This is a genomic window from Pseudoxanthomonas sp. CF385, assembly GCF_900104255.1.
Lineage (GTDB): Bacteria > Pseudomonadota > Gammaproteobacteria > Xanthomonadales > Xanthomonadaceae > Pseudoxanthomonas_A.
The window spans coordinates 473,709-500,704 of the sequence record NZ_FNKZ01000001.1 but is presented as its reverse complement, the minus strand read 5'-3'; the positions used below and the strand labels follow the sequence as shown (position 1 = coordinate 500,704).

Sequence of the window (26,996 nt, the reverse complement as noted above, 5' to 3'; positions counted from 1 at the left end):
CGGGAGCCCACCATGTCCGCCTCGCGTCGCGTCGTCCTGATCACCGGTGCCGCCCGGCGCGTGGGTGCGGCCATCGCGCGCCGGCTGCACGCCGACGGTAACGACCTCGCCCTGCACTACCGCACCTCGTCCGCCGACATGCAGGCGTTGGCCGACGAACTGGATGCCGCCCGTCCAGGCAGCACGCTGACACTGCAAACAGAGCTCGCCGACTTCGACCGTCTGCCGGAGCTCGTCGCGCGGACCGTCGGCCACTTCGGTCGCCTCGATGCGCTGGTCAACAACGCGTCGGCGTTCTATCCCACGCCGGCCGGCACCGCCACGGCAGCGCAATGGGACGAGCTGTTCGCGGTGAACGCGCGCGCACCGTTCTTCCTCGCCCAGGCGGCCGCGCCGCACCTGAAGGCGGCACGAGGCGCCATCGTCAACATCGCCGACATCTACGCCGAACGGCCGCGCGCGGACCTGGCGGTCTATGCGGCCTCGAAGGCGGCACTGCTCGCCGTCTCGCGCGGTCTGGCGGTGTCGCTGGCTCCGGAGGTGCGCGTCAACGCGGTGTCGCCCGGCGCGATCCTCTGGCCCGACGGCGGCATCGATCCCGCCGTGCAAGCCCGTCTGCTGGCGCAGACGCCGCTGGGACGCGTCGGCGAACCGGCCGATATCGCCGCGACCGTTGCCTGGCTGCTCAGCGAGACGGCCGGCTACGTGACCGGGCAGACCCTGCACGTCGACGGCGGCCGCGCCCTGGGCTGAGGCGTCAGCCGGCGTCGATCGCCACCGCTTCGGGCGGCGACGTGCGATCCGGGTGTGCGTCCCACAGCGCCCGCAAGGTCATGCTGCTGCGCGGATCGATCTTGTCGGGCGCGATGTCGGCCAGCGGCAACAGCACGAACGCGTGCTTCAGCTCGTCGCGCGGCAGGCGCAGGTTGCCGGGGCCCTGCAACACCAGGTCGTCGTAGAAGACGATGTCGATGTCCAGCGTACGGTCGGAGAAACGCGGACCGCTGCGGTCGCGACCGTGCGCGTCCTCGAGGGCATGCAGCCAGTCGTTGAGCGCGAACGGGTCGAGATCGCTCTCGATCACCGCGGCGGCATTGAGGAAATCGGTGCCGTCGAAGCCCACCGAGCGCGTGCGGTAGACCGGCGACAGCAGAACCTGGCCGAAGCGCGCGCGCAGGGCGTCGATGGCCACGCGCAGGTGGTGTTCGGGCGCAACGTTGCTGCCCAGGCTCAGATAGGCGAGGCCCATGCTCAGTCCGGTCGCGTGCCGCGTTCGATCGTCACCCCGACGTTGCGGGCACCGGTGACCGCGCCGGGCTTGCTGAGCTTGAGCCGCACCCAGGCAACGCCGAACTCGTCGCGGATGATGCCGGCGCAGCGCTCGGCCAACGTTTCGACCAGGCCGAAGTTCGCCTCTTCGACGAACGAGATCAGCCGCTTCGACACCGCCTTGTAATCCAGCGTGTGGGCGATGTCGTCGCTCGCGGCCGGCACGCGGTTGTCGAAGGCCATTTCCACGTCCAGCGCCACGGTCTGGCGGATGCCGCGCTCCCAGTCGTAGATGCCGATGACGGTCTCGATGCGCAGGTCTTCGATGAAAACGATGTCCATGACGGGCTACTGGTGACGGAGTGCGCGCATGGTAACGGCAAACCGTGGCACGCCCGTCATCCCGCGCGCGCGACCACCTGCGGCAGCGTGGCCATGTCCCAGCGCGGCGTGACCTTCACTTCCGGCGTTTCGTGCTGGCCGGCCTCGAGCCGCAGCGCGCCGGCGAAGGCGATCATCGCGCCGTTGTCGGTGCACAGCGCCGGGCGCGGGAAGCACGCGCGGCCACCGCGCTTGGCGGCGATCTCCTGCAGCTTCCCGCGCAGCCGCTTGTTGGCGCCCACGCCGCCGGCGACGACGATGATGTCGCTGCCCGCCGCATCCAGCGCGCGCTCGCACTTGATCGCCAGCGTGTCGACCACCGCATCCTCGAAACCGCGCGCGATGTCGGCGCGCGTCTGCGCCGCCTGGTCGCTGTCGCGCCAGGCCAGCAGCACCTGCGTCTTCAGGCCGGAGAAACTGAAATCCAGGCCGGGGCGATCGGTCATCGGCCGGGCGAACCTGAACCGGCCGGGCGTGCCCTGCTCGGCCAGCTTGGCCAGCTGGGGACCGCCGGGATACGGCAGACCCATCATCTTGGCCGTCTTGTCGAAGGCCTCGCCGGCGGCGTCATCCAGGGTCTCACCCAGCAGGCGGTAGCGGCCGATGGCATCCACGGCCACCAACTGGGTATGGCCGCCGGAGACCAGCAGCGCCACGAACGGCGGTTCCGGCGGGTCGTCCTCCATCAGCGGGGCCAGCAGGTGGCCCTCCATGTGGTGGACGGCCACGGCCGGCACGTCCAGGGCCCAGGCCAGCGACCGGGCCACGCCGGCCCCGACCAGCAACGCCCCGACCAGCCCCGGGCCCGCGGTGTAGGCCACCCCGCCCAGGTCCTGCGTACCCAGGCCGGCCTCGGCCAGGGTCTGCCGGATCAAGGGCAGCAGCTTGCGCACGTGGTCGCGGCTGGCCAGTTCCGGCACCACGCCGCCGTATTCGGCGTGCAGGGCGATCTGGCTGTAGACCGCATGGGCGCGCAGGCCGGCGGCGCCGGACAGGCCGGTGTCGTAGACGGCCACGCCGGTTTCGTCGCAGCTGGTTTCGATGCCGAGGACTTTCATGGGGACGATGTGGGGTCCGGGGTCGGGAGGGGCAAGCCGGCCAGGTGCGCGGGGTGGGTTGCAGCGGCGGCCGTGGTCGCTATAATACGCGGCTCACCCGGCGTGACCGGGCCGTTTAGACCACCGAGATTACGTATGCCCAGCGTCAAAGTCCGCGAAAACGAGCCGTTTGAGTTTGCGCTGCGTCGCTTCAAGCGCACCTGCGAAAAGGCCGGCGTCCTGGCCGAAACCCGCAAGCGCGAGTTCTACGAGAAGCCGACCCAGGAGCGCAAGCGCAAGGCCGCCGCCGCGGTGAAGCGCCAGCTGCGCCGCAGCTCGCGCGACGTCACCAAGCGCCAGCGCCTGTACTGAGCCGCGTCGCTTCGCGAGAAGCCGGCACGCGCAAGCGTCGCCGGCTTTTTGTGTTTTTGGCGCCCGTGGGCGCCCATCCCCCTCCGCAGGAGTCACCCATGTCCCTGAAACAGCAGCTCACCGATGACATGAAGGCCGCCATGAAGGCCGGCGAGAAGGACCGCCTGGGCGTGATCCGGCTGATCAACGCCGCGATCAAGCAGAAGGAAGTCGACGAGCGCGTGGAGCTGGACGACGCCGCCGTGCTGGCCGTGCTGGAGAAGATGGTCAAGCAGCGCAAGGACTCGGTCAGCCAGTACGAAGCCGCCAACCGCGAGGATCTGGCCGCCGTCGAGCGCGCGGAGATCGTCGTGATCGACGCCTATCTGCCCGCCAAGCTCGGCGAAGCCGAGATCCTGGCCGCCATCGACGCCGCCGTCGCCGAGACCGGCGCCTCGGGCCCGGCCGACATGGGCAAGCTGATGGGCGTGCTGAAGCCGCGCCTGGCCGGCCAGGCCGACATGGGCCTGGTGTCCGCACTGATCAAGAAGAAGCTGGCGGGCTGAGCCCGACCCGGGCGTCCTCCATGGCATCCTGAGGCCATGGAGACGCCCTCGATCACCCTGCGCACGGCCACCCGCGCCGACATCCCGCAGATCCTCGCTTTCATCCACGGCCTGGCCGAGTACGAAAAGCTCGCCCACGAAGCCGTCGCCACGCCGGCCCTGCTGGAACGCCACCTGTTCGGCGACCGGCCCGCCGCCGAAGTCGTCATCGCCGAAGCCGATGGCGTGCCCGCCGGTTTCGCCCTCTTCTTCCACAGCTTCTCGACCTTCCTCGGGCAGCCCGGCCTGTACCTGGAAGACCTGTTCGTTCTGCCGTCCCATCGCGGCCTGGGGCTGGGCAAGCGGCTGATGGTGCACCTGGCGCACCTGGCGGTGGAACGCGGATGCGGCCGCTTCGAGTGGTCGGTGCTGGACTGGAATACCCCGGCGATCGACTTCTACCGCCGCCTCGGCGCCACCGGCCTGGACGCGTGGACCGTGCAGCGGGTCAGCGGCGCCGCCCTGCAGGCCCTGGCCGCGCAGGACGCCTGAACATCCTCGCGACACGGCCATAACGCGACGCTGACGCGCGCCGGGCGACCCTCGGCCCATGCCTACGCCCGCCCGCCTCCCCGCGATCCGTGCGCGCCTGCAGCACTTCGGCGAACGCGCCCACCGCAGCCTGCCCGTGGCACTGCTGAAACGCTTCATCGAGACGGATCTGATGACCCAGGCCGCCTCGCTGTCCTTCTATGCCCTGCTGTCGCTCGCGCCGCTGCTGATCCTGCTGCTGTGGCTGACGGCCTCGCTGTATCCGCCCGCGCAGCAGTCGCTGCTGGACCAGATCGGCCAGCTGGCCGGGCCCGAGGCGGCGGCCGTCGCCGGGACCATCATCCGCAATGCCGACGCGCGGCCCGACATCGGCTCGCTGGCGGGGCTGTGGAGCACCGGCCTGCTGCTGGTGGGCGCCACCGTGGTGTTCGCCCAGCTGCAGGGCGCGTTGAACCTGATCTTCCGCACCGATGCGCAGCGCCTGAACGGACTGATGGCGTGGTTGAAGAAGCGGGTGTTCTCGCTCGGCGTGGTGCTGGCGATCGGCTTCCTCCTGCTCGTGTCGATGATCGCCACCACCGCGCTGCAGGTGGCCTTCGCGCGCCTGCCTTCGCTGCTGCCGGCGCTGGGTTACACCAGCACGCTGCTGCTGTATGCGCTCGCCTTCGCCTTCTTCTACCACTACCTGCCGGACCGCCGGGTGGCCTGGTCGCGCGCGTTCCTCGGCGGCGCGATCACCGCGCTGCTGTTCGCGGGCGGGCGCTACCTGATCGGCCTGTACCTGGCCGAAGCCGCGCCGGGCAGTGCCTACGGCTCGATGGGCGCGCTGGTCCTGCTGCTGGTCTGGATCTACTACGCGAGCGTCGTGTTCTTCGCCGGCGCGCTGATCACCGCGGTGATCGACGAACGCCAGCGCGCCCGCCGGCTGGCGCACGCACAGGCATCGGCCTGAGGATCACCCCGCCCAGTCGCGCTGCCTGCTGGTCTGGCCGATGCCGGGGTTGAACGTGTTGGTGGGGTCCAGCGTGCGGTAGAACGCGGCCAGCGCCGGCTTTGCGGGATAGAGGTGGCCGACGTTGTGCTCGGCCGGATACTCCGCGCCGCGCGCATCCAGCAACGCCCACAGCCTGTGCTCGACGGCGAGCGGATCGGTGCCCCGCCGCACGATGTAGTCCTGGTGGAAGACGTGGCAGAAGAAGTGCCCGTAGTAGAGCCGTGCGACCATCGTGTCGGCCAGCGCCGCCGGCAGGCTTTCCACCCATGCGCGATCGTCGCGACGCAGGGCCACGTCGAGCGCGACGATGTCCTCCACGGCGTCGCGATGCACTTCGCGATAGCGCACCGCGGCACCGGCGACGGCGAACCGGTGCAGGAAGGCTTTGCGTCCTTCGTCGGCGTCGCAGGCGAAGAATGCGCCCTCGCGCTCGGCGAAGAACGTGTCGAGGAAGGCGCGGGTGGCTCCGGCATCGCGCGCGGAGACCTTCAGCAGCAGGTGGTGTTCGTAGCGCGCGCGGTAATCGCGCAACCGCGGCGGCAGGTGGTCCGGCAGCCATCCGGCGATCCGCTGCAGCATGCGGTCGGTCAGGCCTCGCAGGCCCCAGCGTTCGCACCAGCCATCGATGCGACTCTTCAACGCGAACGCGGCCGGCACCTTGTCGGTGCCGAAGCGGTCGATCAGCAGGAACGTGTCCTTGCCGTAGCGGTCGCCGACATCGAAGGCATCGCGGTGGATGTATTCCCCCGAGATCGGCAGCCGCTCGAACGCGGTCAACAGGTGACGGCGCACGTCGGTGAGATCGTCCGGCACGTTGCTGCCGATGTAGAAGACGGACGCTTCATCTTTCTCGAACGTGTCCAGCCGCACCGCGAACACCGCCAGCCGCCCGGCGCAGCCGGACGCTTCGTGCAGGCGCGCGGGATCGGCGTTGTAGCGGGCGGGCGTGGCGGCGTCCACGTCGCGCACGTGCGATGCATAGTGCGTGTCCGACGCGGCGCGCGCGTCATCGCGGGCGATGTCGCCGTCCGCGTAGTCGCCGGCCTGCAGGCGCGTGAGGATCGTCTCCGGCGTGTCGCCCAGGGCGATGCCGAGATGGTTGACCAGCCGTAGCGCGCCATCCGCACCCAACTGCGCATACAACGCCAGCTCGGTGTAGGCCGGCCCGCGCCGCACCAGCGCACCGCCGGAGTTGTTGCAGACGCCGCCCATCACCGATGCGCCGATGCACGAGGACCCGATCACCGAGTGCGGCTCACGCCCGAGTGGGGCCAGCGTCTTCTCCAGCACATCCAGGGTGGCGCCCGGCAGGCAGACCACCTGCCGGCCTTCGTCGATCACCTGCACGCCCGCCAGGCGTTGCGTGCTGACCAGCACGATGCGGCGGTCGTAGCCGTCGCCATCGGGGGTGGAGCCGCCGGTCAGGCCGGTGTTCGCCGCCTGCATCAGCACGATCCCGTCCGCCTGCACCGTGGCTTCGAGTACGCGCCACAGCTCTAGCAGCGTGCCGGGTCGCACCACCGCCAGCACCGGGCCGTCGCCGAAACGGTACCCCTTGCGGTAGCGGCGGGTCGCGCGCGCACCCGTCAGCACCTGCGTGGCGCCCACCGTCTGGCGCAACCGGGCCAGCAGGGCGTTGTCGGACAAAGCGTTCCGGGGCATGGCCGCATGGTAACGCGCGGCCAGCGGCGCCTGCGTGGCATCCTATGCGATCCATGGCCCGCATCCCCGACGCCTTCATCGACGAACTGCTCGCCCGGACGGATATCGTCGAGGTGGTGGGCGGGCGCGTGCCGCTGAAGCGGCAAGGCAAGGAATATTCGGCCTGCTGCCCGTTCCACGACGAACGCTCGCCGTCGTTCACGGTGTCGCCGACCAAGCAGTTCTACCACTGCTTCGGCTGCGGCGCGCACGGTACCGCGCTGTCGTTCCTGATGAACTACGACCGCCTCGAGTTCCTCGATGCGGTGGAAGAGCTGGCGCGCCGCAACGGCATGGAAGTGCCGCGCGAGACCCAGCAGCGCAACGAGAACAACGACACCCGCGACCTGTTCAATGCATTGGAAGCGGCGGCGCGCTTCTTCCAGCGCAACCTGGAGGGCAGCGAAAAGGCGAAGGCTTACCTCGATGGCCGCGGCGTGGATGCGGCGATCCGCACGCAGTTCATGATCGGCTACGCGCCGGACGGGTATTCGGCGCTGAAGGATGCGCTGGGTACCGACGAGCGCCGGATGAAGCTGCTCGACCGCGCCGGCCTGTTCTCGAAGAACGACCGCGGCCACGTCTACGACAAGTTCCGCGACCGGGTGATGTTCCCCATCCACGACCGGCGCGGCCGCGTGATCGCCTTCGGCGGCCGCGTGCTGCAGAAGGACGACGGCCCGAAGTACCTCAATTCGCCCGAGACCGCGCTGTTCCACAAGGGCCGCGAGCTGTACGGCCTGTGGCAGGTGAAGCAGGCCAACCAGAAGATCGCGCGGCTGGTGGTGGTCGAGGGCTACATGGACGTGGTCTCCCTGTTCCAATTCGGCGTGAAGGAAGCCGTCGCCACGCTGGGCACGGCGACTACGCCGGAGCATGCGGAGCTGCTGTTCCGCAATGCGCCCGACGTGTACTTCTGCTTCGATGGCGACGCCGCCGGCCAGCGCGCCGCATGGCGCGCACTGGAATCGGTGCTGCCGCGCATGAAGGACGGTCGGCAGGCGTTCTTCCTGTTCCTGCCCGATGGCGAGGATCCCGACACCATCGTGCGGCAGGAAGGCGCCGCAGGGTTCGACGCGCGCCTGCAACAGGCGATGCCGCTGTCGGAGTTCTTCTTCCAGGAACTGGGCAAGGACATCAAGCTGTCCACGCTCGACGGCAGGGCACGCCTGGCCGAGCGCGCTCGCCCGTTGCTGGCACAGATTCCCGATGGTGCGTTCGGCGACCTGATGCGCCAGCAACTCACCGTGGTGACGGGCGTGGGCGCCGGCAGCGGTGCGACGCCATCGGCCGCACCCGCGCCGACCCGCCGTCCGCCCGCGTCGAACCCGGGCCAGAAGCCGAGCCTCGTCCGCCACATCATCGTGCGCCTGTTGCACAAGCCCGCGCTCGCGCTGGCGATCGAGTCGACGCACGGCTTTTCGGGCCTGCGTCTGCCCGGCATGGAGCTGTTGTTGGAACTGATCGCACTGGTCCACGCGCGCCCCGATATCACCACCGGGGTGCTGCTCGAGCATTTCGTCGAACGCGACGAAGCCGCCGCGCTGCAGAAGCTGGCGATGCAGGAGCTCCCCGGCGATGAAGAAAGCTGGCGGATGGAGCTGCTCGACGCCGCCGTGCAGCTCGAGAAGCAGATGCTCCAGCAACGGCTTGAGGAACTGCAGGCCAAGCAACGCAACGTCGGGCTCGACGAAGCCGACAAGTACGAACTGCGTACCCTGCTGCAGGCCCGCATCGGCCGTCACTGAGCGCGCCCGGTTTCCGTGGCGGGCGCCGCGGCCTAGACTCCGGGCATCGACTCGCCACGGAGTTCCCATGCGCCTGATCGTCTTGACCGCCGTCCTCTTCGCCCTCACGGGTAACGCGATGGCGGCCCCAGCCGCGCCCGTCGAACGCAAGCACGTGGGCAACCGCGTCAGCGAGAACGTGCCGGAGATCCCGGGCGATCTGCTGGAACGCCTCAATCGCTACCAGAACACGCGTGGCGCAGCGTTGGCCGGATGGACCAAGGACGGCTGCCTGCTGATCGGCACCCGCTTCGCCGAAACCAACCAGGCGCACCGCGTCTGCCAGCCGCTCGGCATGCGGGAGCAGCTGACGTTCTATCCCGAGCCGGTCGCCGGCCTCACGCCTGCGCCGCCGCAGGCCTGGCGCGACGGCTTCGTGTTCGCCAAGGACAAGGGCGGCGACGAGTTCTCGCAGCTCTACTGGTTCGATGCGCAGACCCGCTCGACCACGTTGTTGACCGACGGCAAGCGCAGCCAGAACAGCGGCACCGTGATCAACCGCGACGGCACGCTGCTCGCCTACGCCAGCACCGCACGCAACGGCACCGATCGCGACATCTGGCTGCGCGACACCCGTGCGGGCACGAGTCGCCTGCTGCTGTCCGCCGGCGGTTCGTGGAGCCCGCTGGATTTCTCGCCCGATGGCAAGGAGCTGCTGGTATCGCGCTACGTATCCGCCACCGAGTCCTATCCGGGCGCAGTGGACCTGGCCACGGGCAAGCTGGAGACGTTCCCGGTGGATGGCGGCAAGGCGGCGTTCGGCCGCTTCGCCTATGCGCTCTCCGGCACGGGCGTCTATTTCATTTCCGACGAGCCCGTCGCGGGCCAGCCCAGCGAGTTCAGTCGCCTGCGCTTCCACGATCCGGCCACCGGCAAACTCGAGGTACTGACCGCCGACGTGCCGTGGGACGTCGAGGATTTCGCGCTGTCGCACGATGGCAGGCACCTGGTGTACTTCACCAACGAGGACGGCATCGGCAAGGCGCACCTGCTGGCGTTGCCCAGCCATCGCCCCGTCGCCTTGCCGGAGTTGCCGGTGGGCGTCGTCGACGGCGGCGAGTTCTCGCCGGACGGCACGCGCCTGGCGATCACGCTGAACACCTCCACCTCGCCCAGCGACGTCTACGTGATCGGTCTGGCCGACCGCTCACTGGTGCGCTGGACGCAGAGTGAAGTGGGTGGCCTCGATACGATGAAGTTCGTGTCGCCTTCGCTGGTGCGCTATCCCACGTTCGATCAGGTGGGCGGCAAGCCGCGCACCATCCCGGCGTTCTACTACGTGCCGGCCAAAGTGCCGGCCGGCCGCCGGCTGCCCGTCATCATCAGCATCCACGGTGGGCCCGAAGGGCAATCCGTGCCTTCGTTCAATGCGGGCACGCAGTTCCTGGTGAACGAACTGGGCGTGGCGGTGATCGTGCCGAACGTGCGCGGCTCCACCGGCTACGGCAAGACGTTCCTGTCGCTGGACAACGCCGACAAGCGCGAGGATTCGGTCAAGGACATCGGCGCGCTGCTGGACTGGATCGCGCAACAGCCGGAACTGGACGCTTCGCGCGTGGGCGTGGTGGGCGGCAGCTACGGCGGCTACATGGTGCTCGCCTCGCTGACGCATTACAGCGACCGCATCCGCGCCGGCATCGACGTCGTCGGCATCTCCGACTTCACCACCTTCCTGACCCACACCGAAAGCTACCGGCGCGACCTGCGCCGTGCCGAGTACGGCGACGAGCGCGATCCGGCGATGAAGGCGGTGTTCGACCGCATCTCGCCGCTGCGCAACGCGGCGCGGATCAAGGCGCCGCTGTTCGTCGCCCAGGGCCGCAACGATCCGCGCGTGCCGTACACCGAAGCCGAACAGATCGCCAAGGCCGTGCGCGCGAGCGGCGAGCCGGTGTGGTTCCTGATGTTCGACGATGAGGGCCACGGCTTCCGCAAGAAGAGCAACGCGGACTACTTCGGTGCGGCGAGCATCCTGTTCTGGCAGCAGCATCTGCTGGATTGAACGGAGACCCGTCATGACACCGTTTGCGCGCTTGTTCGCCCTCGCTGTCCTCATCCTGGCCGGCACACCGGGATACGCCGGCGACTTCGCCCAACCGAAGGCCGGCCTGCACACGGGCGGGCAGCCGACCGCCGAAGACCTGCAGCGCTTGAAGCACGAAGGCGTGCGCACCGTCATCGACCTGCGGGGGCCGCAGGAAGCGCGTGGCTTCGATGAGGCCCGCGAGGCCGAAGCGTTGGGCATGGCCTACATCGCGCTGCCGATCAGCGGCAAGGACGACATCAGCGCGGAGAAGGCCAAGGCTCTGCACACATTGCTGCAGGATCGCGAAGGCGGCGTGCTGCTGCATTGCGCCTCCGGTAACCGCGTCGGTGCCCTGCTCGCACTGGGCGCGGCGCAGATCGACGGTTTGCCCGCGGACGAGGCACTGGCGCTGGGTCGCGCCGCCGGGTTGAAGTCGCTGGAACCGGTGGTGGTAGAGCAGCTCGCCACCCCCTCGCCGGTCGAAACGCAGTAAGCCGTTACGCCATCGCCGGCCGCAGCAGCGGCATCACCCAGTGGTCGGCGAGCAGGAACGCGAACAGCGCCATCAGGTAGACGATGGAGTAGTTGAATACGCGCATCGCGAAGAACTCGTCCGGCGGGTTCAGCAGTCGCCAGGCGTACCAGAGGAACACCGAGCCCAGCACGAGCGCGCCGCCCAGGTAGAAGAAGCCGCTCATGCCGAACACCACCGGCAGCACGGTCACTTCCACCAGCAGCACCGTGTAGAACAGGATCTGCCAACGGGTGTACGTCACGCCGTGCGTCACCGGCAGCATCGGCACCAGTGCGCGCGCGTAGTCCTCGCGACGGAAGATCGCCAGCGCCCAGAAGTGCGGCGGCGTCCAGACGAAGATGATGATCACCAGCAGCAGCGCATGCGGCCAGTCCCACTCGCCCTGCATGCCGGTCATCGTGGCCCAGCCCAGCAGCGGCGGCGCCGCACCGGCGATACCGCCGATGACGATGTTCTGCGGCGTGGCGCGCTTCAGGAACACCGTGTAGACCACGGCGTAGCCGATCAGCGACGCGAAGGTCAGGATCGCCGTGATCGTGTTGACCCACAACACCAGGATCGCCATCGACAGCGCCGCCAGCACCAGCGCGAACGCCAGCGCCTGCCACGGCTTCACCTGGCCTTGCACCAGCGGGCGCCACGAGGTGCGCGCCATCTTCGCGTCGATGCGCGTGTCCAGCAGTTGGTTGATCGCCGCCGCGCTCGAGGCCGCGAGCCAGATGCCAAGGAAGCCGAGCGCGCCGCGCAGCACCTGCTCGCTGTCGGGCAGACCGTCGATCGCGAGGAACATGCCGACGAGCGCGGTGAACACGATCAGCGCGACCACGCGCGGCTTGGTCAGGTCCCAGTACTGGCGGAACGTCGAAGCCATCAGTCGGGCCTGCGCAAACGTGCGGTCAGCGAGACCATGGTGAACAGCAGCAGCACTGCGCCCGCGTTGTGCGCCACGGCGACCGGCAGCGGCAGGTTGAGCTTCACGTTGAGGATGCCCAGGGTGACCTGCGCGCATACCAGCACGGCCAGCGTCAGCGACCAGCTGCGCATGCCCGGCGTGCGGAACAGGCGCAGCGCCATCGCCAGCACGTAGAGCGCGACGACCACTGCCATGACGCGGTGGGTCAGCTGGATGGCGATGCGCGAGGCGCCATCGAGCACGCCGCCCTCGTAGTCCACGCCGATCCCGCGCCACAGCACGAAACCCTCGCGGAAGTCCGCCGGCGGCGCCCACTGGCCCACGCATTTCGGGAAGTCGAGACCGCAGGCGAGTGCGGCGTAGTTCGCGCTCACCCAGCCGCCCAGCGCGATCTGCACGCCGAGCAGCACCAGCCCGCCGATCAGCCAGCGCCGCAGCACGACCGAATCGGCGAGCGTGATCGGGCGATCGGTGGCGCGCCACGCCATCCACACCAGCAGCGAGAACGTGGTCAGGCCGCCGAGCAGATGGCCCATCACGACGAGGGGCTTCAACAGCCACGTCACCGTCCACATGCCGAGCAGGGCCTGGAAGATGATCACCGCCAGCGTCAGCGCACCGGCGCGCGCCAGGTCGATGTTCGACCAGCGCAGCGCGGCGAACAGCAGGACCGCCTCGCCCAGGATCGCCAGCGCGGATGCCGCGCCGTGCTCCCCATGCATGTACAGCGGGATCGCGGCGGCGACCAGGCCCGCGGCGACGAGGATCTGCGCGATGCCCCAGCGTCGGCGACGTGCGGCCAGCAGCGCGAGGACCAGCACAAGCACACCGAGCGATGCGGCGAGATGGCGGTGCACCTGCTCGCGCCACGCCTTGTGGGTTTCGAACGGTCGGATCTCGCTGGCGACGTGCGAGGCCGCCTCATCGACCGCTTTCGGCCATGCGGCGCGGCCATAGCAGGTCGGCCAGTCCGGACAGCTCAGGCCGGCGTCGGACAGGCGCACGAAGGCGCCGAACACGACGACACACAGCGTCAGTGCCACCGCCAGCCAGGCGATGCGATGGAAATGCTTGTAGACAGCGGGTCGATAGATCACGGGACGCGCGATCTCGGTACGGTCGGAGGAAGTCGTCATGGGCAAGGGTCGTGCGTGCGGCTCAGATCAGCTTGAGCAACTTGGAAACGTCGGTGCGCAGGTGGCCGGGATCGAAGCCGGGCGCGTAGCGCAGGATCACGAAGCCGTGCGGATCGATCACGTACACCGGCACGCCGGCCGGATCGTCGACCTCCGGCAGTGCGGCGCGCAGTGGATCGTCGGCGCGGACCAGGCGCAGCGCCGAGTGGCGCGGCGCGCCTTCCGGATACGCGCCGATCCACAGGATGTCGACCTCGCCGGCGTTGTGGCCGAACAGCTGCCAGACCTTGTCCAGGTCCGTCGCCAGCGCGAGGCACGCCTGTGCGCAGCTGGCCGGCGGCGCGACCACGATGCGCCAGCCGCGCTCGGCCGGATTCCAGTCGTAGCGACTGCCATCGGCCAACACGGGCACGATGGCGCGCGCGTCGGCGGGGGGCTGCAGCATCTGGCCATGATTCTTGTGGGCGGCCGGCTGCCAGCCGGCGAAACGCAGCACGCCGGCGCCGAACACGGTGCCGAAGAACAGGGCAAACAGGGCGACCAGCATCCAGCGCCCGCGGCGCCGCTGGGCGGGATCGAACGAATTGGGGTCCATGCCGCTATTTTCTCACGCCAGGCCGCTCAATGCCCCTGTCGGGCCGCACGCCGGGACCGCCAGGTCAGCACCAGCGCGGTGACGAACACTGCGGCGGCCAGCCCGAACCACTGCACGGCGTAGCCGATATGGCGCTCCGGCGGCAACGTGTTGGGCAGGATGTCGAGGTCGCGGGCGTAGCCCAGCGGGCGGTCCGGATCCAGCTTCAGCACGCGTGGCGCCAGCGCCGGCAACGCAAGAGCCTCCTTCAAGGCGTCCCGCTGCAGGGCGATCACCAGCAGGCTCCCATCGGGCTGGGCGCTCGGTGCGGCGTGGGCGATGCCCTCCGACGGCGGCGGCACCAGCAGGCCCGCCACGCGCAGATCGCGTTCCGGCAACGGCACCACCGGCATGCGGCGGTCGCCTGGAACCGGCAGCCAGCCCAGTTCCACCAGCACCGGCGTGCCACCCCCGGCCGGTAGGAAGACGCGGAACGCCCGCACGCCCGCCTGGCGGTCGCGGGTCTGGTTGTCGAGCAGGATCGCCGGCACCGGCGCGAAGCGGCCTTCGCCGACGGTCCAGTCGTAGCGGTCCGCACGCGCCTCGTCCGCGGCGATGGCCAGCGGCTGCGGCTGGCGGTCGGCCAGCACGCGCGCGGTCTCGGCCAGCATGGCCTCCTTCTGGTCCGCCCGCCCCAGCTGCCAGGCTCCCAGACTGCCGAACAGCGACATGGCCAGCACGGCCAGAGTCCAGCCGACCGGCAGCGGCATGCGCCGGCTCACGGGCTGCGTCCGAATGTCGCACCCACTACGGGCTCACCCCGGCGGAGCGATAATGCGCGCCTTGCCGATGCGGTACCCCTCGAGGACGCCATGAACGATTCGCTGAAAACCCTGCTGATCATCGCCTTCCTCATCGTCATCGTCTGGAACCTCGGCGCGGGCCTGTACTACATGCTGGTGGACAAGAGCGAGAGCAAGCGCACCGTCAATGCGCTCACCCGCCGCATCGCCCTGTCCGTCGGGCTGATCCTGCTGGTGATCCTGGCCATCAAGATGGGCTGGATCCAGCCGCACGGCGTCAATCCCGGCTGAGCACGCATTGTCCCGCGCGCCACCGGCCGCGCCAACCTGCAAAAGAAAAGGGCCGGCATTGCCGGCCCTTACTTCGTGCGGATCGCCCGCGCTTACAGCACGTAGACGAACAGGAACAGGCCCAGCCACACCACGTCCACGAAGTGCCAGTACCACGCCACGGCCTCGAAGCCGAAGTGGTTGTCCTTGGTGAAGTGGCCCTTCGCGCAGCGGAACCAGATGATCGCCAGCATGATGGTGCCCAGCGTCACGTGCAGGCCGTGGAAGCCGGTCAGCATGAAGAACGTCGAACCGTAGATGCCCGAGCCCAGCGTCAGGTTCAGTTCCTTGTAGGCGTGGACGTATTCCTCGGCCTGGTAATACAGGAACGTGCAGCCCAGCAGCACGGTGGCGCCCAGCCAGATCAGCAGCTGCTTGCGGTTGCCGGCCTTCAGCGCGTGGTGCGCGATGGTGATGGTGATGCCCGAGGTCAGCAGGATCAGCGTGTTGATCAGCGGCAGGCCCCAGGCCGGGATGGTCTGGAACTGGCCACCGACCTGGCCCGGACCGGCGCTCGGCCACGCGGCCGAGAAGCCTTCCCACAGCAGGCTGTTGGTCATCACGCCGTCGCCTTCGCCGCCGAGCCACGGCAACGCCAGCGTACGGGCGTAGAACAGCGCGCCGAAGAAGGCCGCGAAGAACATCACTTCGGAGAAGATGAACCACACCATGCCCATGCGGAACGACACGTCCACCTGGCGGTTGTAGTGGCCGCTGACCGACTCGCGGATCACGTCGCCGAACCACATGAACAGCGTGGCGCACAGCATCACGACGCCGGCGTAGAACGCCCACATGCCCCAGGCGGAGTCATTGAGCCAGTTGGCCACGCCCACCATGGTGACGAACATGGCGATGGAACCCACGAACGGCCACTTGGAGCTGTGCGGCACGAAGTAGATGTTGGCGTCTGGCGAATGGGTTTGTCCCATGGCGTGGCTTCCGGTTGCTAAGCGTGATCAGGGTGCCGCGAGCGGCGAGGGCGATGCGTTGCCCGTGCCGATCTGCGCGGTCAGTGCATCGTTCTTGAAGAAGGTATACGACAGGGTGATCGTCTTCACTTCCGGCGGCAGGTCCTGGTCCACGATGAAGCGGACCGGCATGTCGCGGCTTTCGCCGGCCTGCAGGGTCTGGGCGGTGAAGCAGAAGCACTCGGTCTTGGTGAAATAGCCCGACGCGCGCGCCGGCGCCACGGACGGCACCGCGCTGCCCACGATCGGGCGCTCGCTGTCGTTGCGGGCGAAATACTTGGCCTCGTACAGCTCGCCGGGCACGACCTGCATGGTCAGTTGCTCGGGATGGAAGGCCCACGGCAGCTTGGAGTTCACGCCGCCGTCGAACTGCACGGTGACCGTGCGCTTGGCCTTGGCGGCGGCGACCGCCGCGGCCTGGCCGGGACCCTGCTCCAGGCGGATGCCGAACACCTTCTCGCACGCGATGCGGTACAGCGGCACCAGCGAGAACGTCAGCACGAACACCGCCACCGCCACGCCCACCAGCTTGAACAGCCCGGCCGAGTTGGACTTCGCGGCGGTCATGCGCTGAGCACCGCGCGGGCGATGAACCCCACGAAGATCGCGAACGCGATGCCGCCGATCACCCATGCGGTCCGCAGCACCGCCTTGCGGCGGCGCGCGAGTTCCTCAGGAGTCAGCGCGGGGGCGTTCATGCGGTACGGCTCAACGGTCTCAGTGGGTCACGTCGCCGTGCGCCAAGTCGCCATCCTTGATGACCGGCGGAACGGTGAAGGTGTGGTGCGGCGCCGGCGACGGCACGGTCCACTCCAGGCCCTTGGCGTTTTCCCACGCGCGCGCTTCGGCCTTCTTGCCGTTGCGCAGCGAGGCCCACAGGATCGCGGCCATCATGAACGGCGTGGCGAACATGCCGAACGCGCCGATCGAGCTGATCAGGTTCCAGTCCGCGAACACCGGGTTGTAGTCCGGGATGCGGCGCGGCATGCCGGCCAGGCCCAGGAAGTGCTGCGGGAAGAACAGCAGGTTGACGAACACGATCGTCCACCAGAAATGGAACTTGCCCCAGAACTCGTTGTACATGCGGCCGGTCCACTTCGGCCACCAGTAGTAGGTCGCGGCGATGATGGAGAACAGCGCGCCGGTCACCAGCACGTAGTGGAAGTGCGCCACCACGAAGTAGGTGTCGTGGTACTGGAAGTCGGCCGGCACGATCGCCAGCATCAGGCCGGAGAAGCCGCCGATGCTGAACAGGATGACGAAGCCCACGGCCCACAGCATCGGCGTTTCGAAGGACAGCGAGCCCTTCCACATCGTGCTGACCCAGTTGAACACCTTCACGCCGGTCGGGATCGCGATCAGCATCGTGGCGAACATGAAGTAGATTTCGCCACCCAGCGGCATGCCCACCGTGAACATGTGGTGCGCCCACACGATGAACGACAGGAACGCGATCGAAGCGGTCGCGTACACCATGGCCTGGTAGCCGAACAGCGGCTTGCGGCTGAAGGTCGGGATGATTTCCGACACCACGCCGAACGCCGGCAGGATCATGATGTAGACCTCGGGGTGACCGAAGAACCAGAAGATGTGCTGGTACATCACCGGGTCGCCGCCGCCGGCCGCGTTGAAGAAGCTGGTGCCGAAGAACTTGTCGGTCAGCAGCATGGTCACGGCGCCGGCCAGGACCGGCATCACGGCGATCAGCAGGAACGCGGTGATCAGCCAGGTCCAGCAGAAGATCGGCATCTTCAGCAGGTCCAGGCCCGGGGCGCGCATGTTCAGCACGGTGGCGATGATGTTGATCGCGCCCATGATCGAGCTGACGCCCATCATGTGGATGGCGAAGATCGTGAACGCCACGTTCGCACCGCCCTGCAGCGACAGCGGCGGATACAGCGTCCAGCCGCCGGCGGGGGCGCCGCCCGGCAGGAACAGCGTGCCCAGCAGCAGGGTGAAGGCGAACGGCATGATCCAGAAGGACCAGTTGTTCATGCGCGGCAGGGCCATGTCCGGCGCGCCGACCTGCAGCGGGATCATCCAGTTGGCCAGGCCGACGAAGGCCGGCATCACGCCGCCGAAGATCATGACCAGCGCGTGCACCGTGGTCATCTGGTTGAAGAACTCAGGCGTGACCAGCTGCAAACCCGGCACCATCAGCTCGGCACGGATCACCACCGACATGCCTGCGCCGATGATGAACATGATGAAGCTGAAGATCAGGTAGAGGGTACCGATGTCCTTGTGGTTCGTGGAGAAGAACCACCGCTCGATGAAGCTCTGCTGGTGACCGTGATGATCGTCGTGATGGTCGACGGCGGAGTTGGCCATATGCTTACTCTCTTGAAGCTAATTCGGACGATCGATCAACCCTGCGCCGACGGCGCGGGGGTCTCGGCGATGGGGGCGGGTTCGGCAGCCGGCGCAGCGGCATCGGCCGGCGCGGGTTCCGCAGGTGCGGCGACGGGCGCGGGCGCGGCAGCCGGGGCGGGCTTCTTCGACGCCAGCCACTGCTCGAACTCGGCCTTCGGCACGGCCTTCACCACGATCGGCATGAAGCCATGGTCCTTGCCGCACAGCTCGGCGCACTGGCCCCGGTAGATGCCGGGTTCCTTGATGTCGGTCCAAGCCTCGTTGACGATGCCGGGGATCGCGTCCTGCTTCCAGCCCAGCGCCGGCACCCACCAGGCGTGGATGACGTCGTCGGCGGTGATCACGAAGCGGATCTTGGTGTCGGTCGGCAGCACCAGCTGGTTGTCGACGTCCAGCAGGTAGTGCGGGTTCTTGGCCAGGTCGGGCTGCTCGCCGCTCTGGCGGATGCGGTCGGATTCACGGTCCAGGCGGCTGGTGAACGCGACGTCCTCGCCCAGGTACTCGTACTTCCACATCCACTGGTAGCCGGTGACCTTGACGGTCATCTCGGCGTTGCGGGTGTCGTACATGGCGATCAGCTTGGCGGTCGCCGGCCAGGCCATGACCACCAGGATCAGCACCGGGATGACGGTCCAGATGATCTCGGCCGTGGTGTTGTGGCTGAACTGCGCGGCCACCGCACCCTTGGACTTGCGGAACTTGAACATCGCATAGCCCATCGCGCCGAACACGATGACGCCGATGACGATGCAGACCCACAGCGCCACCATGTGCGCGTCGTAGGCGTGCTGGGACGAGGCGGTGACGCCCTTGCCCATGTTCAGCTGCCACGGCTTCGGGTCCGCCGACTGCGCCCAGGCCAGCGCCGGCATCGCCAGCAGCGTGCACGCCGTCACCAACCGCTTCCACATCCCATTCACTTGCGTCATTGCCTAGACCCCAATGCGTCATCGGTTGCGGCCACTCGCGGCCGCCAGTAAATCCTGCAACGTGTCCGCCAGCTCCCGGCGTTCGGCCGGTCCCAGGAAGTCGCCCACCTGGACCTGCCTGCCGCTGGATGCCAGCGAAATCCTTTCGCCTTCCCGCTCGATGCGCAGGCGTACCCAGTACGGATGCGCCCGGAACACCGCCCCGGACCGGGAGGTGCTCACCTCCACGGCGTCCGGCCCGATATGGATGTCCTCGCTCCGTTCGCCACTGCGCCACAGCGCGCGCAGCGCCATGGCCACGATGGCCGAATGGAGCAATGCAAAGGCCGGCGCGAAGGCATTGCCTCCCCACCAGCCCAGCATGGCGACGATCCACATCGCACCCGACAGCGTCGCGAACAACAGCACGAATTGGCGGCGCGAGAGCGCCCTCGGCGGCCGTAGCCGGAGCCACGCGCCGTGTCCGTCCCACACTGACGGCACCACTTCGATCATGTCGTCCGCCACACGGTTGAGGCTGCGGAAAACCGTTAAATGGTAGCTCCCGGCACACTTTGCGGCAAGTTTCATTGATCGAGGACAAGGCCCGCGGCCCCGTCGCGCATGCTTCGCCGCGCATCCGCCGCCGCGTTCCGCGACCCGCGTCACTGCAAGGCGCAAGGCCGCTGCGACCGGGCACGTCCGGGCATATCCGGGCCGCGCGCGCGGCTCTAAACTAATGGACTGCCTTTGGACTGCCCTGCCGTCATGTCGACCCCGTCATCGCTCCCGTCGCCTGCCGCCCCCCCGGCCGGCGGCATCGTCGCTCCCGAACTCCCCGCGCCGCCGCCCGCCCTGCGGGCCGCCATCACGGCCGCCTGGCTGCGCGACGAGACCGAACACGTCCGTGAACTGCTCGAGCAGGCCCGCCTGCCCGCCGCCGAACAGGCCCAGGCCCAGAAACTGGCCGCGGACCTGGTGAAGCGGGTCCGCGCCCGCGCCCAGGACCAGGGCGCGATCGAGGCCTTCATGCGCCAGTACGACCTGGGCAGCGAGGAAGGCGTGCTGCTGATGTGCGTGGCCGAGGCGCTGCTGCGCATCCCGGACCAGGAGACCGCCGACAAGCTGATCCGCGACAAGCTGGGCGATGCGGACTGGGAAAAACACCTGGGCCAGAGCGACTCGGTGCTGGTGAACGCCTCCACCTGGGGCCTGATGCTGACCGGCAAACTGGTCAACCTGAACGACCTGACCCGCGCCGACGTGCCGGGCGCCTTCAAGCGCCTGGTCGGCCGCGTCGGCGAGCCGGTCATCCGCCTGGCCGTACGCCAGGCCATGCGGATCATGGGCCACCAGTTCGTCATGGGCCGGACCATCGACGAGGCGCTGTCCCGCAGCCGCAAGGGCGACAACGCCGAGTACCGCTATTCGTTCGACATGCTGGGCGAGGGCGCGCTGACCACCCAGGACGCCGCCCGCTACCTGGAGGCCTACCGCCAGGCGATCCACGCGATCGGCCGCACGGGCCCCTTCGCGGACGTGCTCGCCGCTCCCAGCATCTCGATCAAACTGTCCGCGCTGCACCCGCGCTACGAGCACGCCAAGCGCGCCCGGGTGATGCGTGAGCTTGCTCCGGCCATCCTGGAGCTGGCCCAGCTGGCCAAGTCCTACGGCATCGGCTTCACCATCGACGCCGAGGAAGCCGACCGTCTGGAGCTGTCGCTCGATCTGATCGAAGCCACGTTCTCCGACGCTTCGCTGGCCGGCTGGGAGGGCTACGGTCTGGCCGTGCAGGCCTACCAGAAGCGCACGCCGTACGTGATCGACTTCCTGGCCGACCTGGCCCGCCGCGTCGGCCGCCGCATGCCGGTGCGCCTGGTGAAGGGCGCCTACTGGGACGCCGAGATCAAGCGGGCGCAGATCGATGGCCATCCGGGCTACCCGGTGTTCACCCGCAAACCCAACACCGACGTGTCTTACCTGGCCAACGCGCGCCGCATGCTCGACCACGGCGACGCGCTTTACCCGATGTTCGCCACCCACAACGCGCAGACGATCGCCGCGATCCGCTCGATCGCCCAGGGCCGGCCGTACGAGCACCAGAAGCTGCACGGCATGGGCGACGACCTGTACGCCGAAGTGGTACCCAAGCATCGCCTCGACACCCCGTGCCGCGTGTACGCGCCGGTCGGCTCGCACGAGGACCTGCTGCCGTACCTGGTCCGTCGCCTGCTCGAGAACGGCGCCAACAGCAGCTTCGTCAACCGCATCACCGACGAGAACGTGGCCATCGAGGACCTCGTGCGCGACCCGGTGCAGACGGTGTCCGAATTCGAGTCCATCCCGCACCCGCGCATCCCGCTGCCGGTCGATCTTTTCCGGAGCCAGCCGGCTCCCATCGCTTCTTCTGAAAGGAACAACTCCATGGGCGCCAACCTCGCCAACGACAACGACCTGCGCGCGCTGGCCGAGCGCATCAACGCCGCGGTCAAGCCGTGGCGCGCCGCACCGCTGGTGCCGGGCGCGGTCGTGTCGAGCGCTGCGTTGCCGGTGGCCAATCCCGCCGACCGCCGCCAGACCGTCGGCGAATGGCAGCCGGCCGACGGCGGCACCGTCGAGAAGGCGCTGGCGAACGCGGTCGCCGCGCAGCCGGCCTGGGACCGCACGCCGGCGGCCAGCCGCGCCGCCATCCTCGAGCACGCCGCGAACCTGCTGGAGCAGCGCCTGCCCGACTACATCGCGCTGTGCGTGAAGGAAGCCGGCAAGACCATCCCCGACAGCGTCGCCGAAGTGCGCGAGGCGGTCGACTTCCTGCGCTACTACGCCGCCCAGGCGCGCGTGCAGTTCGGCGCGCCGGAACACCTGCCCGGCCCGACCGGCGAATCCAACCAGCTGCAGCTGCAGGGCCGCGGCGTGTTCGTCTGCATCAGCCCGTGGAACTTCCCGCTCGCGATCTTCCTGGGCCAGGTCAGCGCCGCGCTCGCTGCCGGCAACAGCGTGATCGCCAAGCCGGCCGAGCAGACCAACCTGATCGGCCATGCGGCGGTGAAGCTGCTGCACGAAGCCGGCATCCCCGAGGCGGTGCTGCAGTTCCTGCCCGGCGACGGTGCGACCGTCGGCGCCGCGTTGACGAAGGATCCGCGTGTCGCGGGCGTCGCGTTCACCGGCTCCACCGACACCGCGCGCGCCATCAACCGCGCGCTCGCCGGCCGCGACGCCGGCCCGATCGCCACCCTGATCGCCGAAACCGGCGGCCAGAACGCCTTCATCGCCGACTCCTCCGCGCTGCCGGAACAGCTGGTCAAGGACGCGATGGGCTCGGCCTTCACCTCCGCGGGCCAGCGCTGCTCGGCCGCGCGCGTGCTGTTCGTGCAGGACGACATCGCCGACAAGGTGATGACGATGCTCGCCGGTGCGATGGACGAACTGAAGATCGGCGACCCCGGCCTGCTGTCGACCGACGTGGGTCCGGTGATCGACGCCGACGCGCTGAAGATCCTCGACGACCACGCCGTGCGCATGGCGGCCGAAGCGCGCCTGATCAAGCAGGCCCATGCAGGCGAAGAGACGGCGCACGGCACCTTCTTCGCGCCGCGCGCGTGGGAACTGAAATCGCTGGACCAGCTGCACAAGGAAATCTTCGGCCCGGCCCTGCACGTGGTGCGCTGGAAGGCCGACCAGCTCGACGCGGTGATCGACCAGATCAACGCCACGGGCTACGGCCTCACCTTGGGCGTGCATTCGCGCATCGACGAGACCATCGACCGCATCGCGGCACGGGTGAAGGTCGGCAACGTCTACGTCAACCGCAACCAGATCGGGGCGGTGGTCGGCGTGCAGCCGTTCGGCGGCCAGGGCCTGTCCGGTACAGGCCCCAAGGCGGGCGGCCCGCACTACCTGCCGCGCTTCGCCACCGAGAAGACGGTTACCGTCAACACGACCGCCGCCGGCGGCAATGCTTCGCTGCTGACGCTCGGCGACTGATCGGTCGGGCGGCAGCGCCCGCGCACGATCCTGAAGCCCCGCCCCGGCGGGGCTTCTTTTTTTCCCGTGTCATGACCAACCGCACTGATTGCAACACGCCGGGAGGGCGAAGCTTCGACGGTGCCGTCGCCGGGCGTTCACCCGGCGGCATCGGCCGCGCCGCTGCCGGATCGCGGCACTTTCCGCGTTGGAGCGAAAACAGGGAGATCCACGGCCAGCATGGCCCATCCGCATGACGACCGATTTCTACAACCTGCTGTTGACCGACTGCGCGCTGGCCGCCCTGCTGCTCGCGCTGTTCTTCTACGTCGGCCGCGTTTCGCGTGGCGTGCGTGGCATCGCCACCTGGGGCGTCGCGCATTTCCTCTATTCGCTCGGCGCGGCGATGCTGGACGGCACCGCGCAGGAGTTGGTGCGTGTCGGCGACGACGGGCTTGCGCACTGGATGGCCGGTCTCGGCGGGCTGCTGGCCTGCGCGGGCCTGGTGGGGCTGGCCTGGTCGATCATCCAGTTCGTGCAGCAGCGCTCTTTGCTCGTATGGGAGCGCGCCCTGCTGCCCGTCTGCATCGGGTTCTCGCTGGCCGGCTGGGTGCTGCGCGGCACCGTGGATGCGCAGGGCGCGGCGATGAGCGCCACCGAGGTGATCGTGCTCGCGCTGATGATCGGCCACCTGCTGGTGCTGCGCCGCGCGCCGGACCATGTCCCGGCGCGCCTGATGATCGCCGGCTGCCTGATGCTGTTGTGGCTGTACGGCAGCGACCTGCTCGCCGCGCTGACCGGCCGCTACGGTCCCAACCCGATGTGGGTGAACCTCGACCTGTCCATCTGGTACCTGCTCAACTTCTGCATGCTGATGCTGGCCAGCTTCCGCGCCGCGGAGCCGCTGCGTCGCGGCGCGCTGTTCGATCCGCTGACGGGCGCGCTCAACCGGCGCGGCCTGGACAACGAACTCGAAGCGCGCGGCGCCTGGCGCTCCGCCGAGCACGGCCTGGCGGTGATCGCCCTGGACCTGGACCACTTCAAGGCCGTCAACGACGACCACGGGCATGAAGCGGGCGATCTGGTCCTGCAGCGCTTCTCCGACGTGGTGCGCGGCTGCATCCGCAACGAGGACCTGTTCGCGCGCCTGGGCGGCGAGGAATTCATGCTGGTGCTGCGCGACACCCATGCGGAAACCGCACATGCCTTGGCCGAACGCATCCGCCAGCAGGTGATGGCGCTGGAATTCTCGCCGATCGGCGCGGATTTCCGGATCACCGTCAGCCTGGGCATCTCCTTCACCGCCGACCGCCACGCGCAGTACGACACCCTGATGCGGCTGGCCGACGAAGCGCTGTACGCGGCCAAGCACAAGGGACGCAACCGGATCGAGGTACGCTGGCATCCCGCCTGACCGGACGATCGCCATGCCGCTGCACCGCCTCACCCTTGCCCTGCTCGCGCTCTGCGCCGCCGGCGCCGCACAGGCCTCAGGACAGCACGCAGCGTGTCCCGCAGATCCGGGCACCGCGCCCGGCGGCGAACTGAAGGCCGTGCGCGTGGCGGCCGCCACGCCCGGCGACACGCTCGATCGTCTGTACGAAGGCCCGGTGTGGCGCGACGGCGCGCTGTACCTGTCGGACTTCGTGCACAACGGCACCTTCCCGTCCCGCATCCGGCGCTTCACTCCGCCCGACCGGTGGGAGACCGTGGTCGACGACAGCGGCAGCAACGGCCTGGCGCTCGACGTCGAGGGCCGGCTCATCGCCGCGACGCACGACCGCAAGCAGGTCGCGCGCGTGAACCTGGACGACGGTACGCGCACGCCGCTGGTTTCCACGTTCGACGGTGCGCCGTTCAACTCGCCGAACGACCTGGTGATGGCGGCCGACGGCTCGCTCTACTTCACCGATCCGGACTACCAGCGCAAGGCCGCCCCGGGCGGCCAGCCGCTGACCCGGGTGTACCGCCATCGCGAAGGCGTCACCACGGTGGTGGACGACACGCTGCGCAACCCCAACGGCATCGCCCTGTCGCCCGACGGCGGCACGCTCTACTTGGCCGGAGGCACCGGCGACGGCGACGTGCTGCGCGCCTACCCGATGGTCGATGGCGCACCCGGCGCCGGCCGCGATCTGGCCCGCATCTCGGGCGGCGATGGCCTGGCGGTGGACTGCCTCGGCAATGTGTACGTGACGGAGCACGGCGAGCACCGCGTGCGCGTGCTTTCGCCGGCAGGCCAGGTGCTGGCCACGATCCGGGTGGACGCCAACATCACCAATGCCGCGTTCGGCGGTGCGGACCGGCGCACGCTGTTCCTCACCGGTGCGGCCAGCCTGTGGTCGATCGATCTGGACGTGGCCGGGCTTCCGTACTGACGCCTGAAAAGAAAAACCCCGCCGAAGCGGGGTTTTTCATAGGACTGATGCGCGAAGCGATCAGAACTTGTACTGCATCGACACGCCGTACAGGTCGGCGCCGCCGTCGAACTCGCCGACCAGGCGCGCGCGCGTGCTGGTGGTCAGGTCCACTTCCGGCGTATCGACGATGTCGATCTTGACGTAGCTGGCGTTGAGCTCGAAGTGCTCGGACAGCGCCCAGGTCAGGCCCAGCGAGTACCACATGCGGTCCTGGTCGGGCAGGCGCGGGGTGCGGTACGGACGGCTCACCGGGGAGTCGTCGCGCGCCACGCCGGCGCGGAAGGTGAATGCGTCGCTGAACTTGTATTCGCCACCGACCGAGTAGAACCAGTTGTCGCCCCAGTTGTACTCCTCGGCGGAATCCGGCTGGCCCGGGTTGTCGAACTCGATGCGGATTTCCTGCAGCGAGGTCCAGTCGGTGCGGCTGGCTTCGGCCATCACGGTGAAGCGGTCGTTGGCGTAGTAGGTGACGCTGAAGGTGTCCACGGCCGGGGTGGTCAGCTTGGCCAGCGCATCGCCGTCCAGGAACAGCGGACGGGTCAGCGGATTGGCGTCGAATGCGGTACGCACATTGGCCGGCACGGTGAAGTCGCCCTCGCCTTCCAGCTCGTGGTCGATCTCGGAGCGGTGCGAATAGCCGACCGACCACTTGTCGCTCGGGCGCCAGTTCATGCCGACGATCCAGCCCCAGCCGTTGTCGGTGCCGTTGACGTGGGCCAGGCCGTCGTTGCGCTGCGGGCCGAAGGGCGAAGCGGGGCTGAGGCAGCTGGCCGGGTTCTGGCTGCAGATGACGGTGCCGAAGTCGACGGCCTGCGACAGGGTGACGTCCGCATGCTCGTACACCAGGCCGGCGCCGATCGAGAAGTAATCGCTGAGCTCGAGCGAGGCCGCCAGGGTCAGGTCGATGATCTTCACGTCCGATTCCAGCGCGTGATAACGACCCTTCCAGCCGTTGTCGTATTCGGTCTTCAGGCCGAACGGCGCGCTGATCATGGCGCCCAGCGTCAGGTATTCGAAGTCGCCGCTGAGCGGCAGGATGAACGAGGCCGCCGGGACCGCGGCCACGTCACCGGCGTCGCCGCCGTTGCCGCCGGTCAGCGGCTGCTGGAACGGGGTGCCGGTCGCGGCGGTGCCGCTGCCCGTGAATTCGTAGGACAGGTCGATCGCGGTGACGTCGGCCTGCAGGGTGCGCTCGGTGAAGGTGGACATGACGGCCGGGTTGTTGACCACGACCGAGGCGTCGCCCTTGGCGGAGGCCGCACCGGCCATCGCGCGGCCCTGGGCCTTGACGCTGTTTTCCTTCAGCTGGAAGGCGGCGGCATGCACGTCGCCATAGGCCAGCGCGGCGGTGATGCCGAGGGCCAGCGCGGACACGCGGGTGAGGTTCTTAGCAAATTCCATCAGTGTTCTCTCCGGAGACGTGGGTA

26 protein-coding genes and 1 pseudogene are annotated in these 26,996 nt (G+C 68.7%); 12 read left to right on the top strand and 15 right to left on the bottom strand.

Annotated elements, in window-relative coordinates; genetic code table 11:
* The first annotated feature begins 12 nt into the window (after nt 1–12).
* Nucleotides 13–753, top strand: a complete 741-nt coding sequence (locus BLT45_RS02205; RefSeq protein ID WP_093294589.1) for a pteridine reductase — start codon at nt 13–15, stop codon at nt 751–753.
* A gap of 4 nt (nt 754–757) precedes the next feature.
* On the opposite strand, the gene folK is transcribed toward BLT45_RS02205, so the two are convergent.
* From folK to tsaD, 3 genes are read right to left on the bottom strand one after another with little or no spacing between them, the layout of a single operon-like run.
* Nucleotides 758–1,249 (bottom strand): 2-amino-4-hydroxy-6-hydroxymethyldihydropteridine diphosphokinase, encoded by a 492-nt coding sequence (folK, locus tag BLT45_RS02200; RefSeq protein WP_093294586.1) that lies wholly within the window; start codon nt 1,247–1,249, stop codon nt 758–760.
* Nucleotides 1,250–1,251: 2 nt separating this feature from the next.
* Nucleotides 1,252–1,611 carry a dihydroneopterin aldolase gene (gene folB / locus BLT45_RS02195; protein WP_093294583.1) on the bottom strand — a complete coding sequence of 120 codons (360 nt, stop codon included), beginning with the start codon at nt 1,609–1,611 and terminating at the stop codon, nt 1,252–1,254.
* A 56-nt stretch (nt 1,612–1,667) separates the two neighbouring features.
* Complete coding sequence (gene tsaD / locus BLT45_RS02190; protein ID WP_093294580.1) at nt 1,668–2,708, bottom strand: tRNA (adenosine(37)-N6)-threonylcarbamoyltransferase complex transferase subunit TsaD; 1,041 nt, start codon at nt 2,706–2,708, stop codon at nt 1,668–1,670.
* Nucleotides 2,709–2,843: 135 nt separating this feature from the next.
* On the opposite strand from tsaD, the gene rpsU reads away from it, so the two are divergent.
* From rpsU to BLT45_RS02170, 4 genes and pseudogenes are all read left to right on the top strand, one after another.
* Complete coding sequence (rpsU, locus tag BLT45_RS02185; protein ID WP_002808376.1) at nt 2,844–3,059, top strand: 30S ribosomal protein S21; 216 nt, start codon at nt 2,844–2,846, stop codon at nt 3,057–3,059.
* 98 nt (nt 3,060–3,157) lie between these two features.
* Nucleotides 3,158–3,604: a GatB/YqeY domain-containing protein gene (locus BLT45_RS02180; protein ID WP_093294577.1), complete on the top strand. Its 447-nt coding sequence runs from the start codon at nt 3,158–3,160 to the stop codon at nt 3,602–3,604.
* 36 nt (nt 3,605–3,640) lie between these two features.
* On the top strand, nt 3,641–4,135 hold the full coding sequence (locus BLT45_RS02175; protein WP_093294574.1) for a GNAT family N-acetyltransferase: 495 nt from the start codon (nt 3,641–3,643) through the stop codon (nt 4,133–4,135).
* Nucleotides 4,136–4,220: 85 nt separating this feature from the next.
* Nucleotides 4,221–5,054: pseudogene (locus BLT45_RS02170) on the top strand (YihY/virulence factor BrkB family protein); the annotation flags it as partial.
* Between the two features lie 36 nt (nt 5,055–5,090).
* On the opposite strand, the gene dld reads toward BLT45_RS02170, so the two are convergent.
* Nucleotides 5,091–6,791, bottom strand: a complete 1,701-nt coding sequence (gene dld, locus BLT45_RS02165) for a D-lactate dehydrogenase (protein ID WP_093294568.1) — start codon at nt 6,789–6,791, stop codon at nt 5,091–5,093.
* Between the two features lie 53 nt (nt 6,792–6,844).
* On the opposite strand from dld, the gene dnaG reads away from it, so the two are divergent.
* The 3 genes from dnaG to BLT45_RS02150 all read left to right on the top strand — a co-directional run bounded on the left by dnaG (nt 6,845) and on the right by BLT45_RS02150 (nt 11,136).
* A complete protein-coding gene (gene dnaG, locus BLT45_RS02160) occupies nt 6,845–8,578 on the top strand; it encodes a DNA primase (RefSeq protein WP_093294566.1) in 1,734 nt (577 codons plus the stop codon).
* A gap of 67 nt (nt 8,579–8,645) precedes the next feature.
* Nucleotides 8,646–10,619 (top strand): S9 family peptidase, encoded by a 1,974-nt coding sequence (locus tag BLT45_RS02155; protein WP_217629521.1) that lies wholly within the window; start codon nt 8,646–8,648, stop codon nt 10,617–10,619.
* 13 nt (nt 10,620–10,632) lie between these two features.
* Nucleotides 10,633–11,136 (top strand): protein tyrosine phosphatase family protein, encoded by a 504-nt coding sequence (locus tag BLT45_RS02150; RefSeq protein WP_175455698.1) that lies wholly within the window; start codon nt 10,633–10,635, stop codon nt 11,134–11,136.
* A 4-nt stretch (nt 11,137–11,140) separates the two neighbouring features.
* Here BLT45_RS02150 and cyoE read toward each other — a convergent pair whose 3' ends face one another.
* The 4 genes from cyoE to BLT45_RS02130 are packed head-to-tail and all read right to left on the bottom strand — an operon-like array spanning nt 11,141 to nt 14,571.
* Nucleotides 11,141–12,049, bottom strand: coding sequence for a heme o synthase (gene cyoE / locus BLT45_RS02145; RefSeq protein ID WP_175455659.1), 909 nt, complete (start codon nt 12,047–12,049; stop codon nt 11,141–11,143).
* Nucleotides 12,049–13,227 carry a COX15/CtaA family protein gene (locus BLT45_RS02140; RefSeq protein ID WP_093294557.1) on the bottom strand — a complete coding sequence of 393 codons (1,179 nt, stop codon included), beginning with the start codon at nt 13,225–13,227 and terminating at the stop codon, nt 12,049–12,051. The genes cyoE and BLT45_RS02140 overlap by 1 nt, the downstream gene beginning before the upstream one ends.
* 22 nt (nt 13,228–13,249) lie before the next feature.
* Entirely contained in the window at nt 13,250–13,822 is a 573-nt protein-coding gene (locus BLT45_RS02135) for a hypothetical protein (protein ID WP_093294554.1), read from the bottom strand.
* A gap of 26 nt (nt 13,823–13,848) precedes the next feature.
* Complete coding sequence (locus tag BLT45_RS02130) at nt 13,849–14,571, bottom strand: SURF1 family protein (RefSeq protein WP_093294551.1); 723 nt, start codon at nt 14,569–14,571, stop codon at nt 13,849–13,851.
* 102 nt (nt 14,572–14,673) lie between these two features.
* Here BLT45_RS02130 and BLT45_RS02125 point away from each other — a divergent pair, with 102 nt between their 5' ends.
* On the top strand, nt 14,674–14,895 hold the full coding sequence (locus BLT45_RS02125; protein ID WP_056880149.1) for a twin transmembrane helix small protein: 222 nt from the start codon (nt 14,674–14,676) through the stop codon (nt 14,893–14,895).
* Nucleotides 14,896–14,987: 92 nt separating this feature from the next.
* Here the strand turns inward: BLT45_RS02125 and BLT45_RS02120 are convergent, their stop codons facing one another.
* From BLT45_RS02120 to BLT45_RS02100, 6 genes are read right to left on the bottom strand one after another with little or no spacing between them, the layout of a single operon-like run.
* Nucleotides 14,988–15,866, bottom strand: coding sequence for a cytochrome c oxidase subunit 3 (locus tag BLT45_RS02120; RefSeq protein ID WP_093294548.1), 879 nt, complete (start codon nt 15,864–15,866; stop codon nt 14,988–14,990).
* Between the two features lie 27 nt (nt 15,867–15,893).
* Complete coding sequence (locus BLT45_RS02115; protein ID WP_093294546.1) at nt 15,894–16,472, bottom strand: cytochrome c oxidase assembly protein; 579 nt, start codon at nt 16,470–16,472, stop codon at nt 15,894–15,896.
* Nucleotides 16,469–16,603, bottom strand: a complete 135-nt coding sequence (locus BLT45_RS18610; protein ID WP_255357651.1) for a hypothetical protein — start codon at nt 16,601–16,603, stop codon at nt 16,469–16,471. Before BLT45_RS18610 ends, BLT45_RS02115 begins: the two co-directional genes overlap by 4 nt.
* 19 nt (nt 16,604–16,622) lie before the next feature.
* Nucleotides 16,623–18,236, bottom strand: coding sequence for a cytochrome c oxidase subunit I (ctaD, locus tag BLT45_RS02110; protein ID WP_093294544.1), 1,614 nt, complete (start codon nt 18,234–18,236; stop codon nt 16,623–16,625).
* 35 nt (nt 18,237–18,271) lie between these two features.
* Entirely contained in the window at nt 18,272–19,207 is a 936-nt protein-coding gene (coxB, locus tag BLT45_RS02105) for a cytochrome c oxidase subunit II (protein ID WP_093294542.1), read from the bottom strand.
* An 18-nt stretch (nt 19,208–19,225) separates the two neighbouring features.
* Nucleotides 19,226–19,702 carry a DUF2244 domain-containing protein gene (locus BLT45_RS02100; protein WP_093298378.1) on the bottom strand — a complete coding sequence of 159 codons (477 nt, stop codon included), beginning with the start codon at nt 19,700–19,702 and terminating at the stop codon, nt 19,226–19,228.
* A 252-nt stretch (nt 19,703–19,954) separates the two neighbouring features.
* Between BLT45_RS02100 and putA the strand changes: the two genes are divergently transcribed.
* The 3 genes from putA to BLT45_RS02085 all read left to right on the top strand — a co-directional run bounded on the left by putA (nt 19,955) and on the right by BLT45_RS02085 (nt 25,527).
* Nucleotides 19,955–23,170 carry a bifunctional proline dehydrogenase/L-glutamate gamma-semialdehyde dehydrogenase PutA gene (gene putA / locus BLT45_RS02095; RefSeq protein WP_093294539.1) on the top strand — a complete coding sequence of 1,072 codons (3,216 nt, stop codon included), beginning with the start codon at nt 19,955–19,957 and terminating at the stop codon, nt 23,168–23,170.
* Nucleotides 23,171–23,402: 232 nt separating this feature from the next.
* A complete protein-coding gene (locus BLT45_RS02090; RefSeq protein WP_093294537.1) occupies nt 23,403–24,563 on the top strand; it encodes a GGDEF domain-containing protein in 1,161 nt (386 codons plus the stop codon).
* A gap of 13 nt (nt 24,564–24,576) precedes the next feature.
* Nucleotides 24,577–25,527: an SMP-30/gluconolactonase/LRE family protein gene (locus BLT45_RS02085; RefSeq protein ID WP_093294534.1), complete on the top strand. Its 951-nt coding sequence runs from the start codon at nt 24,577–24,579 to the stop codon at nt 25,525–25,527.
* A gap of 60 nt (nt 25,528–25,587) precedes the next feature.
* On the opposite strand, the gene BLT45_RS02080 is transcribed toward BLT45_RS02085, so the two are convergent.
* The gene (locus tag BLT45_RS02080) at nt 25,588–26,970 is read right to left on the bottom strand and encodes an OmpP1/FadL family transporter (RefSeq protein ID WP_175455697.1); all 1,383 of its coding nucleotides are present in this window, start codon (nt 26,968–26,970) and stop codon (nt 25,588–25,590) included.
* Nucleotides 26,971–26,996: the final 26 nt, after the last annotated feature.